General features: G+C 50.8%; 12 protein-coding genes. 1 reads left to right on the top strand and 11 read right to left on the bottom strand.

The window, feature by feature from the left end; genetic code table 11:
• Positions 1–248: 248 nt before the first annotated feature.
• Positions 249–821: a DNA-directed RNA polymerase subunit delta gene (gene rpoE, locus ABEW34_RS18210; RefSeq protein WP_430160563.1), complete on the bottom strand. Its 573-nt coding sequence runs from the start codon at positions 819–821 to the stop codon at positions 249–251.
• Between the two features lie 411 nt (positions 822–1232).
• On the opposite strand from rpoE, the gene ABEW34_RS18215 reads away from it, so the two are divergent.
• The gene (locus ABEW34_RS18215; RefSeq protein WP_430160564.1) at positions 1233–2366 is read left to right on the top strand and encodes a S8 family peptidase; all 1134 of its coding nucleotides are present in this window, start codon (positions 1233–1235) and stop codon (positions 2364–2366) included.
• 128 nt (positions 2367–2494) lie between these two features.
• Here the strand turns inward: ABEW34_RS18215 and ABEW34_RS18220 are convergent, their stop codons facing one another.
• The 10 genes from ABEW34_RS18220 to ABEW34_RS18265 form a co-directional block, all read right to left on the bottom strand.
• A complete protein-coding gene (locus ABEW34_RS18220) occupies positions 2495–3874 on the bottom strand; it encodes an ABC transporter substrate-binding protein (RefSeq protein ID WP_430160565.1) in 1380 nt (459 codons plus the stop codon).
• A 51-nt stretch (positions 3875–3925) separates the two neighbouring features.
• The gene (locus tag ABEW34_RS18225; protein WP_430160566.1) at positions 3926–4546 is read right to left on the bottom strand and encodes a YdcF family protein; all 621 of its coding nucleotides are present in this window, start codon (positions 4544–4546) and stop codon (positions 3926–3928) included.
• Between the two features lie 12 nt (positions 4547–4558).
• Positions 4559–5956 (bottom strand): MBOAT family O-acyltransferase, encoded by a 1398-nt coding sequence (locus ABEW34_RS18230; RefSeq protein WP_430160567.1) that lies wholly within the window; start codon positions 5954–5956, stop codon positions 4559–4561.
• Between the two features lie 4 nt (positions 5957–5960).
• Positions 5961–7007 (bottom strand): hypothetical protein, encoded by a 1047-nt coding sequence (locus ABEW34_RS18235; RefSeq protein WP_430160568.1) that lies wholly within the window; start codon positions 7005–7007, stop codon positions 5961–5963.
• A gap of 154 nt (positions 7008–7161) precedes the next feature.
• Complete coding sequence (locus ABEW34_RS18240) at positions 7162–8832, bottom strand: hypothetical protein (protein WP_430160569.1); 1671 nt, start codon at positions 8830–8832, stop codon at positions 7162–7164.
• Positions 8832–9707, bottom strand: coding sequence for an SDR family oxidoreductase (locus ABEW34_RS18245; protein ID WP_430160570.1), 876 nt, complete (start codon positions 9705–9707; stop codon positions 8832–8834). Before ABEW34_RS18245 ends, ABEW34_RS18240 begins: the two co-directional genes overlap by 1 nt.
• Positions 9708–9723: 16 nt before the next feature.
• The gene (locus tag ABEW34_RS18250) at positions 9724–10299 is read right to left on the bottom strand and encodes a sugar transferase (protein WP_430160571.1); all 576 of its coding nucleotides are present in this window, start codon (positions 10297–10299) and stop codon (positions 9724–9726) included.
• Positions 10300–10335: 36 nt separating this feature from the next.
• Positions 10336–11085, bottom strand: coding sequence for a glycosyltransferase family 2 protein (locus ABEW34_RS18255; RefSeq protein WP_430160722.1), 750 nt, complete (start codon positions 11083–11085; stop codon positions 10336–10338).
• Between the two features lie 66 nt (positions 11086–11151).
• Positions 11152–12462 carry an O-antigen ligase family protein gene (locus ABEW34_RS18260; RefSeq protein ID WP_430160572.1) on the bottom strand — a complete coding sequence of 437 codons (1311 nt, stop codon included), beginning with the start codon at positions 12460–12462 and terminating at the stop codon, positions 11152–11154.
• 43 nt (positions 12463–12505) lie between these two features.
• The gene (locus tag ABEW34_RS18265) at positions 12506–14326 is read right to left on the bottom strand and encodes a polysaccharide biosynthesis protein (RefSeq protein WP_430160573.1); all 1821 of its coding nucleotides are present in this window, start codon (positions 14324–14326) and stop codon (positions 12506–12508) included.
• Positions 14327–14337 lie beyond the last annotated feature (11 nt).

Consider the following 14337-nt stretch of genomic DNA (forward strand, 5'->3'; position numbering starts at 1 on the left):
ACGTATACAACCTGTCAAGCAAAAACGACTTCGTCGTCCTTCTAGGACGAGCGAAGAGCTTTGTCGGTGAATTCTAAGCGGATATACGGATAAAACTTATATATTTTCTTAGAATTCAAGTATAAACGGCGCTGCCTGTCATACTTGGCGTCAGCGAGCGTTCTGCCCAGAAATAGAAGGGATGGATAAGAAGCCTCCTTACCCTTTCTTCGATTTCAAGTCTACACGATTCATGGGTGAACAAGAACCTATTTGTCGTCCTCTTCCTCTTCATCTTCTTCAAAATCGTCCGCTTCCTCGCCGTCTTCCAGCTCCTCATCCGAATCATCATCGCCATCTTCCAGCTCTTCGCCTTCGATTCCGGTTTCTTCGTCTGCTTCGGCTTCTTCTTCAGCTTCCTCGAACTCACGATCTTCATCATAAACATCGTAGTCCTCTTCATCCGCTGCGTAAGTTTCCTCTTCCTCATCCGCGAACAGATCATCATCATCGAGATCGTCGTCGTCGTTAATGATTCTGGAGCGTTTGGCGTTGGAAATTGGATCTTCGCTGCGCTCTACTGGATACCAGCGCTTAAGGCCCCACATATTTGTGCCGACGCAAGCGAAACGGCCGTCAATATTAATTTCAGTATATACTTGTGCAATGACCTGATTAATCCCATCCGTAGACAATCCGCGTATTTTAGCAATCTCCATCATGAGATCACGGTAGTAATACGGCGTATTAGCTGTCTTAAGAAATTCAAATGCCAAATCAACCATTGGCATTTCCTTAATCCGCTCAGGGTCCAGCTTCAAAGTGATGTTGCTGCCGCTCATATGGACACATCCTCTCTTGCCATCTTCATTCATTATCAAACTATAGTAAAACCTATTTCTTTCAAAAAAGCAAGCGTCAGCCTATCCATTGTGAGGCTTGTCCACAAAGCTCACACCGCGATAATGAATTTATTAGCGCTAGAGCGGCTTGAACCGCTCTTCACAGCTTGGACAACAGGATAAAAAGCGAAGGAATTCCTTCGCTCTGACTGTATCCATCCGGGCCGCGCTGGCCGCTAACGTTCCGGAGAGGTAAGAGCCCCATAGAACTCTTACATCATCCTATGTACGACTGTGCATTTTGACACGGCTTCACGCCTAATTATATCAAAAAAGGCAAGTGGCTCATGCAGCTTGCTCCTCTCCGTCATACAATAGCTCAGCATCGTCCGTCGGGAGGGGACGCGAAATTTGGACACTACCGTTTTTCTCCATTGGTTGCAAGGCGCGATGGCAAGCTCGGAGCAGACGACACAAAAGCGCATTATCCGTTTTTACCAGCAGAGCGAGTACCAGCGCTTTATAAAAGACTGGTCGGAGCTGCCAGATGGCAAGGCAGCGCTTAAAGCCGTCAAACAGATGCCCATCATTCGCGCTATTTCCTGTCGTCTGCCTGTCGAAGAAACCCTCGCCCGATTCTCCACAGGGGTATGGATTGAAGATGATCGACGCATTAAAGTTCATGCCGCTACACCCAAATCCTTAATGTCCGAAAAAGGAGTTCCTTGGGGCGTCCAGCATGTCAAAGCTCCGCAAGCCTGGGGCATGACTACCGGCCATCGCATTAAAATTGGCGTCATTGACACCGGCGTCGATTTCAGCCATCCCGACCTGCGCCAGTCGCTGTCGCGCGGCATTAACTTGCTGAACCGCAGCATGCTTCCGCATGATGACAACGGACATGGGACCCATATTGCCGGAACCATTGCAGCTGCCAATCAGTTGCAGGGCATGATTGGCATCGCTCCGCGTGCGCAAATTTATCCCGTGAAAGCGTTCGATCACAACGGCAGCGCTTTCGTCTCGGACATTATACTCGGCATTGACTGGTGTGTAAGAAACCGGGTTAACATTATCAATATGAGCTTCGGCATGAAAACCCGCAGCAAGGCGCTGCTTACTGCCATTACCAATGCTTATAACGCAGGAATCATAGTAGTCGCCTCATCAGGCAACGACGGAAAACGCCGCTCGGTTGATTATCCGGCCCGTTATCCGCAAACGATTTCTGTAGGCGCAACTACACGGCTTAGGCGCGTCGCCCCTTTCACCAATCGTGGTGCCCATATCGATATTTACGCCCCTGGCGATAAAATCGTTTCCTCATGGCTGCGCGGCAAATACCATGAGATGAGTGGCACCTCCATGGCAACCTCTCATGTCAGTGGCGCCGTTGCACTGCTGCTCGCCTATAAACCAGGCCTATCGCCCGCCGACATTAAATGGATACTCAAGCGATCCACCCAGCCGCTGAGGGGCAGCAAAGCCCAGCGGCTCATCGGGGAGCTTGATATTATGCGCATGCTGCAGGCTGCTGACCGATGAGGCCAGCGGCTTTTTCGCTTGCTGCTGTCTTAACGCAAATCAGACTGCAGCTCGCGCGTGCAGTCTGTTTCTTTCATCTCTCATGCCCGCTAGCAGCCATGCAGCGCCGCTGCGGCGCATAACCCCATTTAGGGCTTCGCCGGCGCGCTGGAGGCGCCCTCAGACACTGCGGCAGCATCAGTTGATGCGTTGTCTGCTGCATCTGCTGCCGGTGCTGTGGTCACAGCTTTGCCTGCTAAGTCAGCGAGGCTGCGATTGATTTCTTTTTCAGCCTGATTCAAAATGGTCTTCGGCTTCCAGCCCTTCTCCATGCCTTTGGCGAGCTGTTCGTTCCACAGCTTCTGCGCGTCATTATCCAGCGCCGTGTATTTGCGCTCATGCATCTTGCTAGCGAGCTCTACATTAAGCGGATAAACGATTTGCCCTCCTAAAAATGTCGAAGGCTCAGGCTTCTGACTGCTCTTGCTCAGCACGGGGCCATAGGCCGGAACCGCATTGCCGAGACCGTATTTCGCATGATCCGTTACGACGTAGTTCATGAACGCCCAGGCCATCTCCTTATGCTTGCCGCCAGAAGGCAGCAGAAATACGGAACTATTTTCCCAGCCGTTCAATTTCAGCGGCAGACGCGTTTGCCGCCACTTGCCTGCCGTTTCCGGCGCCCACTGCTCCAGCACCGAATCTCCCCAGATGCCCAGGTACACCATAGCCAGCTTGCCGTCACGAACAGCCTGCTCACCTGACTCTTCCCAAATATTGACACCAGGCACATGCTCCTTCAAGCGCTGCGTCAGGGCAATCGCCTGCTCAAATGTATCATTATTGAAGGCAAACTGATGGTTGTCATTCACCAAGCCGGTCCTTTGGGCGCTGGCGAACAAATTTATCGTCTCGCCGTACCACTGCGTAATGCGAACGCCTTTATTTTGCAGCGTATTGTTCATCTTGACCCAGTTGTCCGGTTCATCCATATACGTCGCCAGCTTCTCCGGATCGGTAGGAAAGCCGTATTTTTTCAAAATATCCTCGCGGTAATAGGTTACCTTTGGCGATGAGGAGAGCGGCCAGCCGATCAGGCGCTTTCCGTCAAAGGAAAGGTTGCTGTCCCACAGCGACTGGCTGAAGCCAGCCTTATACTCGCCAGCATTGTAAGGAGCGTCGAGCAAATTTTCCAGCTTGTCGCTATCCCCAAAGTTCGGGAAAGCGGCGCTATCGAGCATAATGACATCTGGAACGCTGCCTGAGGCAAGCGCTTCGGTATATTTTTCAACTTGATCGGCGTAGGTAACCTCTGTCACCTTAATCGCAACCTCCGGATGAAGGTCGTTAAAGGCTTTAATCGTGTCCTCCCAGCCGCCGTAATACGTCCAGAAGGACAAGCTGATTTTTTCTGCAGGCTTTGTCGGAGACGCTTCCGGAGAGGCACCTTGCTGCTTCGTTTGGCCGAAGGCCAGATAGATACCTATCACAAGCACAAGAAGCGCAAGGACCACCCACATTTTTTTCATCACAAGACCCCCATTGTAAAATCATTCTGGCTGCAGTTGTCGTTGTCCCATTCAGAATACAGCTTTATTCAGGCGTTTAAGCAGGCGTTTGGCCTCCTTCCCATCGATACCGAGCCAATTCCCGCCCAGCTTGATATATTCGTTGCCGGTGATCATCAGGCTGGTTTTGCTGCTCCACCATTTGGCGGCGCTAAACTGCGGACTTTCGTAGCTGGCATAGGTGAGCTGGAAATGCCCATCCTCAAACGTTTGCTCAAAAAGGTACCTCGCGCGGCGCATATGAAAATCAGAGGTGACCACAATAGCGGAGCTGAGCCCATGCTGGTTCATTAGCTCCCGTACGTAAGCCGCATTTTCTTTCGTGCTTCGCGCCTGCGTCTCCAAATAAACCCCGCTTGGCGGCAAAACAGCGAGGCGAAGCTCCTCTTGAATATAATGGTCGTTTGCGCTTGAAATAATGAGCGCTTCTGCTCCATATTGCTGAAAAACTTCCAGCCCCTTCGCCAGCCGCCCCTCCTCGCCGCTCAGTACTATGATCGCCTGCGAGGGAGCAGGGTTCGGCGCAACCGCCAAAAAGTAGCCGGCGCGCCATACGGCAAGCGCAAGCATAACGAGCAGCATGCCGAGCGTCCATAAGGTGATACGTTTTCTTCGACTCCAATGCCGCTTCACGCCTCGTCCCCCTTAAAACTGAAAATAAATAAATGGTGTGGAGGCTGTTGGCATAAGCAATAAGAGTGCGAGCAATACGAAAAATAAAATAAACAAGCCGCCAAAGGTCGTTAGCCTAACGCGAGGATAATCTTTCAACCGTACCCCAACGATATGGCTAGCCAGCACAAGCACAAGCACGAAGCCCAAATAAGGATAGAACCACATGAGGCCGCCGGTGTCGATGAGGAACATTTTGCGCAGCACCAGCCAGGAATGCTCAAAGCTTTGGGAGCGGAAGAACACCCAGGTAATGCAGACAAATACAAACGTAAGCGCCCACGCAGCCGTTCGGTACAGCCAGTGGTTGATTTCCTGTTTTTTGAGCACATGGTTGAAATAAAGCTTATGAATGACGAGCGCAAGGCCGTGCAGCAGCCCCCAAAATACGAAATTCCAGCTTGCTCCGTGCCACAGGCCGCCAAGCAGCATAACAAGAATGAGGTTAATGTTTGCACGAATAGGCCCTTTGCGATTGCCGCCGAGCGAGAAATACAAATATTCTCTCAGCCAAGACGACAGCGAAATATGCCAGCGCCGCCAAAATTCCGTCACGCTGCGGGACAGGTACGGCATATTGAAGTTGCGCGGAATGTCGATGCCCATGCATTTTGCCGAACCGATCGCCATATCGGAATAGCCGGAAAAATCGCAATAGATTTGTACCGCATACGCAATGACGGCGAGCCATACGGTTAGTGGCGAATAATCGCCGGGACTTGCGAATACCGGATCGACAAACATCGCCATATGATCGGCAATGATAATTTTTTTGACTAGACCAAAGATGAATATTTGTCCGCCTTCAATTAAGTTGCTGCGCTTAATGACGATGTCACGGGCCATTTGCGGCAGAAAATGCCGCGGCTTGAGAATCGGCCCTGCGATCAAATGCGGAAAAAACACAATTAACAGCGAGAAGTCCCAAATGGACGACGGCTTAATGTCGCGCTTGTACACATCTATCGTGTAGCTCATCACCTCGAACGTAATAAACGAGATCCCCACGGGCAGCACGATCGACAGCAGCGGAAACGTCATGCCAAACTGATCCAGCAAGCCATTCGCCGAATCTATGAAAAAATTAAAATATTTGAAGAAGCCAAGAATGGTGAGATTGGCAATGACGCTGAATATGAGCCAGCGCTTGCGCACCGCAGCCTCTGTTGCCCGGTCGATCGACACGGCACTCACATGGTTAATAAGCGTCATCACGATTACGAGCAGGACGAAGCGGTAATCCCATACGCTGTAAAAATAATAACTGCCGATCAGCAAAACTGCTTTTTTCAGCGCATGTATTTTAATAGTAGATAACAGGATAAGCATTACGGCAAAAAACAGCAGATACTCCCAGCTTGAAAATATCATTTTCTCATCTTCCTTCGAAATAATTCGCTACTGCTTTGCTCACTAAATCATGCCCAGAGCTGTTCATATGCCCAGTTCCATACGCAGTGTTGGAGAAGCCATAGGCTGGCAGCCCCGTAGCCTGATAGGCGTTCACAAAATCCTGTCTCATATTCAGCATCGGAATACCCTGCTCCTTGGCTGTGCGCTCGGCTAGCTCTTCAAAATAACCCGGCTGCTGCTCATCCTCTGGCGACTGAAAATCGATTTGCGGTAAAAAAACGAAAACAAGCTGCGGATATTGTTCCTTCAAAATTCCGAATATCCACTTCACCAGCTCCGCATCCCCCGGTTGAGGCGTGAAGTCTGAGCCTTTCGTTTCTTCACCTGACGCATCTTCCTTCTCCAGCAGCTTTTGCATGTGGTCCGAGCCAACACGCACTACCGACAGCCGCAGCAAGCCGTAAAGGGCTTGAAGCTTCGCGGCAACCGCATTGCGGCTAATAAAGTCTTCATTAAAGACAAGCTTATACGAGTCTCCGTCCTTCTTGGCATAGTAGCTTGTATTTTCACCGTACAAATCCTTGAGATCATTCTCATTCATTTGGATGACAACGGCATCCGGATCGACCCGCTTCTTGTAAAAATTCGCCAAATAGGCATAATGCGCAGGGGAGGCGGAGCTGCGTCCAGCATCATAGGTCATCACCTTGCGGGAATCCAGCTCGGGCATCCTAGTCTGCACTTGGTGAAAAAACTTCACTTGATCGCCAACTTGAAGCGCTTCCGTATACGAGTCACCCAAAAACAAAATCCGGTACTCTGCCTTGCGGGCAGCGGCCGTCTCATTGGGATCAGGGAAAGGCTGTGCGATGGCGCCTTCCGCATAAATTTTAGTGATGCCGTAGCCTTCCTGCCCATTCACATACAGCCCCGGGTTCAAGATGCGCCCCAGTTCCGGATGCTGCTGGAAGCCTGTCGTACGAATCGTTGTAACCTCCAAAATGCCTTCCCAGGCCACCAGCGCAACAAGCAAGGCCAGCAGCGCTTTACCCGCAAGTTTGTACCTCATTCATCCCACACCCCATTATCAACTTCCACTGCGTAGATACCTTCTACTTTCCACACCAGTAGTAGAACTGGCGGACACCATACGGCCGAACCACACACGAACCACACACACCTGTCCACGCAGCGCAGCCCTCTTTTCACCAAGCAAAGCCCTATTATTCGCCACTATAAACCGCAGGGTACTGGGTGGATTTCGTAAAGATGCCAAACGAATTAATAACCGCCTTGCCGCTGCCAGCCGTTACGCCGACCCAAACCTTCTTCACATTATCCTTCACGTCGAAGTAGATCGGGTCCGCCATATCGCGAGCAGACATATACACACCGCCGAACGTATCGGCGAAATAAAAGCTGTTGTTGCTCATGCCGCGCAGCCAATTGCCCGAGCTGCCGAGCTGCTTGCCATTTTTGTCATAGCCGCGAACAATAACCCGTCCACCCAGCTCATCCTGCACCGCCCGCTTAATAACGAACTGCTTGACGACCGAGACATCAACCATGGCTCCCACAGCGACACACCCATTTGCGAAAGTAACAAAGCCTTTGCCGCTGCTGATGCAGGCAAAGTTATTCGTCGCCGTTGGCACGCCGCCCGTATTGCTCAGGAAGGACATGCCGTCAAGCGAGACATGTGTATTCGTCTTGTTCCAGCGCTCCGACAAATTAAACGATTCGCGCAGCGTGAACTGGTCAAAAAAGCTCGATTCCTGCGTCGAAACCATTTGATTGCCGAACTCCGACTGGTCATCCAGCTTGGCGTCGCCGTAGCTGACGTTAAAGGTGTTGTTGTTGCTTTTATTTTTCAACCGGGCCATATAAACGCCATTCGTCTCATTGCGAACATAATCAAACGTATTGTTTAAACCATGTTCAATGACGATGGGCACACTCTCGGCAGAGCCGGTCGTATTGCGCTGGTTCAGCTCAAAGCTAGGCTTTACGAATACATTGTTGTTATTATTCGTGTAGGAACCGTCCTCCGTCGTAATCACAATGCCGTATCGGCTCTGCGACGTATTGTTGCCGCTCCACACCGCGAAGTTGCCGCCCGTATACAAATTCTCATTGTTCCAGCCCGATACTTTGGCTTTATTTCGCTTATTGGTCACCTTTAGGCCGATTTGGTTGGAAGTAAGCTTGCCAAGCCGAATGTCATTGTAGGCGAAGCCTGTCCCAATCCCGATTGTCTCTACGCCTACGGAGAAATTTTCGGCACGCTGAATGTGAATACCCGAATTGTTGGCATTAATAATCCGAATGCCGATCGCCTTATGCGACTTGTCCTTGGACCAATCCGCCAGCTTGCCTCGCCGTACATTAAGGCCGCTGTATTCAGCTCCCGTCACTGTACTTTCCTCGCCCAGCGTCAGAAAAGGCTCATAGGCCTTACCGGTATAGATGAGCGGGGCACGCTGATCCACTGAAATATTCGCTGGAATCACGATTGCTTTAGAGGCGCGGTATTCCGTTAGCTCCGGGAAAAGCAGCGTTACTTGCCGTCCCTTATCCCGCAGCGCCTTTGCCTTGGCAATCGCTTTGGAAATGGCGCTCCAATCATCCTTTTTCCCGTCCCCTACTGCACCGTAGTCCACTACATTAATAGAAGCGGCATCCGCACCGCTTGTCGCTGCTGCGGCGCTCACCACCGGACTCCCCTCTACCTCCAGATGGAAGCCAGTGCTCCCGCCAGTAGTAGAGGTTTGCGCCTTGTCCGACTTCAGAGATGGCAAAGCCAGCGCCGTCAAAATGACAAGTACCAAACTAATTCCCCAAATCCAGCTGCGTCTCATCGTGTTGTTGTTTCCCTCTCTCGTGAATCGGCTCATTATATCGTCCCATGCTTGCGAAGCGCTGCAACTTCCAGCACGATGGCCTCATCGAAGCCTATCGGCTTGAAATCCAGCTCTTTCGCCGCTTTGGAGTAGTCAAAGTTTTTGTCCTCGTTCAGGCGGAGAACCTTCTCGTAATTAATAATTCGGTTCGGAATTTTTTCTCCGATTCGGCCTGCGATGAGAGCAAGCTTATAAGGAATATGCAAAAATACAATCTTCTTGCCCATCGCTTCCGCGATCAGGCTAAGCAGCTCCTTGTATTTCAGCGGTGCCTTTCCCGCGACATCGTATTCCTGGCCGCGCGTCAGCTCCTCGCGATTCAGCATCGAAACGAGCACCTTCGCCAAATCATTGGCGTAGATCGGATGCATCAGGCCGTCCCCTGCACCCAGTATCGGATAAACGGGAAAACGCTTCATGATTTTGACGAGCATATGAATATTGCCATCCTGCTGGTTGCCGCAAATCATCGACGGACGAATAATCGTATAGGTCAGACCGCTGGCACGCAGCAGCTGTTCATTTTGCAAATCAATATGCGAGGAGCTTTTGAACTTGCTGTAGATGCCGGTGCTGTTCACGTAATAAATGCGCTGAATGCCATGCTGTAGGCAAGCTTCGAGCACATGTTTCAGTTGATTGCGCGGCGCTAGATGCAGCACCTCCGTTATACCTTCATGGCCGAGAGCGTTCCGCACATCGCCTGCATCGCGCAAATTGCCATAGACGAAACGCTCGCCTTCCTTCATCCAGGATACGTCGCTTGATTCCCTGACCATGTAGCATACTTGATCACGCTTGAAATCCCGCTGAATCTGCTCATATAGAAATCGGCCCGTCAGCCCTGTTATGCCCGTTACCAGAATCATTGCTCCTACCTCCGCCTTAAGCTTTAATATCGCTTGCTTTGAAAACTTTGAAAATCGTGATGAAAATAATTTTGAGGTCAAAGCCGAAGGACATCTGCTGCAAATAATGCTCGTCCAGACGGACCTTCTCGTCATCGGAGATCGAGTCCCGGCCCGACACTTGGGCGTAGCCCGTCAAGCCCGGCTTAATAGCATTGATTTTGCGGTCATTTCGCTTCTCAATGAGGGAATATTGATTGTACAGCGCAGGCCTTGGGCCAACGACCGACATTTCCCCCTTCACGACGTTAATGAGCTGAGGCAGCTCGTCGAGGCTTGATTTTCGCAAAAATTTTCCTGTCTTCGTTATGTAGGATGCTGGATCTTGCAGCAAATCCGTCGCTACGTTCGGCGTATCTGTCCGCATGCTGCGGAACTTGTAAATGGCAAACAGCTCGTTATTTTGCCCCATCCGCTGCTGAACGAAAAACACGGGGCCCCGTGATTCCAGCTTGATCAAAATCGCCACCACCAGCATGACCGGGCTGAACAAAATGAGCGCGATGCCAGCGGAAATAAAATCGAACGCTCTTTTCCCCAATTGATTGTACATGCGTTTTCGCACCTCCCCACTATACAGCCTCTATCTCTACAATCTCTTAAACACGGCGTTTTTCACATAATTCGTCAAGCACCATAAGGCTTTAAAAGGATTCAGCTTCTCCACATCGCGGTACAGACGCCACATTTTGTAAACGGCTTTCGCTTTATTGTTCGAAATCGAGCCTTTCACGAGACGATAATAGCTCAGCTCAACGGGCAGGCCGTAGGCCAAATGCCCTTTTTTCAAAATCGACAGCCACATGCCCGTGTCCTGCTTCGCCCGTATGTTCGGCATTTGCACCTGGCCGAGCTTATGCCGATCCAGCATGACGGTGAGACAGCCGATAATCGTATTTTTCAATAGCGTATCGTAATTAATAGAAGGAACAACTCCGATCACACGCTCCGTCAGTTCCCCTTCCTCCGACATCACCCGGTAGCTCGTGAAGGAAAAGCCGATATCCTGCGTACGCATAAAATCAAGCTGCAGCGCCAGTTTCGTCGGGAGCCACAAATCATCGCTGTCCAAAAAAGCGAGATAACGGCCCCGCGACATATTCATCGCTGTATTGCGGGCTACGGCCGCCCCGCTGTTCTTCTGCAAGCGGTGCAGCTTAATCCGGCTGTCGAGCGCAGCTTCCGCTTCAATAATTTCGCAGGAATTGTCCGATGAACAATCATCCACGATAATCATTTCCCAGTCGGTGAACGTCTGGACTTTGACCGAGGCAATCGTTTCCTTAATAAAACGCGAGCAGTTATAGGACGGCGTTACAATCGTAACGACCGGGTCCATCAGATTAGACACGAATATCCCTCCAGCTTATCATTAGGGCGCTTGTGGCGCGGGCAGGCTTACGGCCTACCTCCTGAATAAATCCAGCGGCTTGCGCTCTTGGAGCGTAGCATAGGGCAGCAGCCAAGCTATCGCTACGTAACAGAACAACAATCGGTTCTCATTCAAATCACCGGACACATTGGCGTTCAGAAATAGGAACACTACCGAGAAAACAGTAACTAAAGTGAAGCGGTCTGTCATTTTTCCAGCTATAAAGTGCGCAGCTGCTCGAACCGCTCCCCAGAATATCGCCAGAAACAGCAATACGCCAGCAAGCCCAAGCTCGCTCCACAGCTCCAGAAAAATATTATGCGGATAATTCGAAACGTCCTCATGGGCGAATGCGATTGTAAAGCTGCCAATACCGCCACCGAAGAAAAAATGATCCTGTATCAATTGCCACGCTACCGCATAACGCTCCACCCGGCCTTCCGCCGACTCCCCGCCTCCCGGCTGGTTAAACAGCACCGAGATACGGTAAATGAAGGTGTCCATGACGCCAGAAGCCACAAGTGGTACTGCGAGCAAAGCGAGCAGCAGAATAATGAAAAAAAGCGTGCCTACTCCTTTGGAGAAGGTGATTTTGCCCCGGTTCACTTTCACAGACAGGAGCATAATCAGCACGATCGTTCCGACCAGCGTAATAAGCGGCGTCCGGGCTCCGCTGACAGCAACCGATAGAAAGGTCAACGCCAGAAACAGGCTGGCGACAATTTTGGCCGGTGTCCGCAGCAGCGGATTGTATAAATATAAACCGATCAAGGCGATAACCGCGATGCCATTCGTTCGTCCAAGCGAGAGATAATCCGAGCCCAGCACCTCAATCTGCCCGATGAATTGACCCGCTTGCAGCTTCTCCAAAAACATCTGCAGGCAATAAAAGGTCATCAGCGAGGAGACGGCAATAATGCCGACGAAAAATCGCTCCAGCCCTTTTTTATCACGAATGAGCAAAAAAGGCCCGATGAAGGACCAGGCGGTCAGCAGCATGAAACGGGATGTTTTCTGAATCGCGAATGAATAGCTTGTTGAATAAGAAAAGCTGAACAAAATGTAGCCAATCAGCAGCACAAACAGCAGCAACGGAATTAGCGCCGGCTTCGGCAGCTCTTGGGATTGCATAAGGCGAACAAAATAAAGAAACATCGTCACTGCCATTAGAAAAAAGGTTAAGTCTACGGGAAACGAGATGCCCGATTTAATATAGCCGGATAATAAAAATACGCCCAGCAGAAATTCCCCTGACGCCAATAGCGCAAACGGGGCAGCCAAAGCCCCCCACTTCCGCTTGGCGCCAGGCAAGAGCGTGGCCCCAAATGCATTCGGTTTTAACATCAGTGACCACCCTCTCTTTCCTTCATAAAGTTATGCTGTAAAGCTATACGGCGCTGCGGCTGCGGGATGTTATCGTCCGCTTCACGAAGGCTTTAACCTCCGATAAATCCGAACGGATAATGCCTTCCAAATGCTGAAGCTCCAGCATGACCGGCTCAATATCCTGCGCCATTGGCTTACCGATGAAAATACGGTTGTTGAGCGTAGCCGACATGCCTTCAGCATCGGTCAGCAGCTCCTCATACATTTTCTCCCCTGGACGCAGGCCGGTGAATTTAATGTCAATATCGCGGTACGGCTCGAAGCCGGATAAGCGAATTAAGTCTTTGGCCAGCTCGTAAATTTTGACAGGCTTGTCCATATCGAGAATGAACACCTCGCCGCCCTTGGCGAAGGCGCCTGCTTGCACGACCAGCTGGGAAGCTTCCGGTATCGTCATAAAATAACGAATCATCTCCGGATCGGTTACGGTAACCGGGCCGCCCTCGGCAATTTGCGCTTTGAACAGCGGTATGACGCTGCCCCGGCTGCCCAATACGTTGCCGAATCGCACAGCTGCAAATTTTGTTTCGCTGTAAAAACTGATCGACTGCACGATAATTTCCGCTACGCGCTTCGTCGCACCCATGACGCTCGTCGGGTTGACCGCCTTGTCCGTCGAGACAAGGACAAATCGCTCCACGCCGTGCTGATCACAGGCTTCGGCTACGTTTTTCGTACCCATAATATTGTTCATGACCGCCTGCTTCGGATTGCGCTCCATCAGGGGTACATGCTTATGTGCGGCTGCGTGGAATACGACTTGGGGACTGTATTCGCCAAACAGCGCGAACAGCGTTTCCCGGTCCTGCACATCAGCGATAATCGCCTCCGTCTGCAATTCCTTAAACGTCTTGCCCAGCTCCATATCAATTTGATAGATGCTGTTCTCCCCATGACCGAGCAGCAGCAGCTTGCCTGGCTTAAACGGCGCAATTTGGCGGCATAGCTCGGAACCGATAGAACCGCCCGCTCCTGTCACCAGTACAACCTTGCCTTCCACGTAATTCGCAATGCCTTCAAGGTCGATTGCAACTGGGCTTCTGCCAAGTAAATCTTCTACTTCGACATTACGAATCGATGATGCCGTCACTTTGCCGAGAATAATGTCGTCCAGCCGCGGCACAATCTTAAGCTCGCAGCCTGTTTCCTTGCAGAGATTGATAATGTCGGAAATATCCTTCTTGCTTGCTGCCGGAAGCGCAATAATGATGTGGTTAATCTCATGCTTCTCTACAACGGCGGCAATATCATTACGATTGCCCAATACGCGAAGTCCGCCTACACGGTTGCCCCGCTTCTGCTCATCATCATCAATGAAACCGACTGGATAGCTGTTGTTGATGTATTTGTTTTGCTTAATTTCCTTGGCAACCATCGAGCCGCAGTCGCCTGCGCCGATAATCAATACTTTGAGGTCGCCGGTGCCTTTTTTGTTGTAGGTATCGCTTTTGAGACGCAGCGCGAAGCGCGTGCTGCCTTTTACGATTAGCGAAGACTGGAAAACGAACAGCAGCAGCGCTAGATCCACCCACTCCCACTTCAGAACGCTAAACAATATTCCGCTGACGATAACGCCTAACGAGACCGCTTTGAAAATCGACACAAGCTCGCCGACGCTCGAATACTTCCATATTCGCTGGTACAAATTGTAACGAAGCATGAATAAAATCGTTGATGCCGACAGGACTGGCGCAAAAATAAGCACCGCATGCCAGTAGCTCGCTCCTTCGCCTTCATACATCAAAGCGAAGCAAATTAATGTGATGAGCGTGCTTGTAATCATATCAACGAATAACAAGAGTGGAATTCTTTTTTTCCACATCTCTCTTCTCT

It is taken from the genome of Paenibacillus algorifonticola (assembly GCF_050481745.1).
Lineage (GTDB): Bacteria > Bacillota > Bacilli > Paenibacillales > Paenibacillaceae > Pristimantibacillus > Pristimantibacillus algorifonticola_A.

Coding starts and splice junctions, on each gene's coding strand:
- rpoE (WP_430160563.1), bottom strand. CDS start 821: ATGAGCGGCAGCAACATCACTTTGAAGCTGGACCCTGAGCGGATTAAG.
- ABEW34_RS18250 (WP_430160571.1), bottom strand. CDS start 10,299: ATGTACAATCAATTGGGGAAAAGAGCGTTCGATTTTATTTCCGCTGGC.
- ABEW34_RS18245 (WP_430160570.1), bottom strand. CDS start 9,707: ATGATTCTGGTAACGGGCATAACAGGGCTGACGGGCCGATTTCTATAT.
- ABEW34_RS18240 (WP_430160569.1), bottom strand. CDS start 8,832: ATGAGCCGATTCACGAGAGAGGGAAACAACAACACGATGAGACGCAGC.
- ABEW34_RS18255 (WP_430160722.1), bottom strand. CDS start 11,085: ATGGACCCGGTCGTTACGATTGTAACGCCGTCCTATAACTGCTCGCGT.
- ABEW34_RS18265 (WP_430160573.1), bottom strand. CDS start 14,326: ATGTGGAAAAAAAGAATTCCACTCTTGTTATTCGTTGATATGATTACA.
- ABEW34_RS18235 (WP_430160568.1), bottom strand. CDS start 7,007: ATGAGGTACAAACTTGCGGGTAAAGCGCTGCTGGCCTTGCTTGTTGCG.
- ABEW34_RS18230 (WP_430160567.1), bottom strand. CDS start 5,956: ATGATATTTTCAAGCTGGGAGTATCTGCTGTTTTTTGCCGTAATGCTT.
- ABEW34_RS18260 (WP_430160572.1), bottom strand. CDS start 12,462: ATGTTAAAACCGAATGCATTTGGGGCCACGCTCTTGCCTGGCGCCAAG.
- ABEW34_RS18220 (WP_430160565.1), bottom strand. CDS start 3,874: ATGAAAAAAATGTGGGTGGTCCTTGCGCTTCTTGTGCTTGTGATAGGT.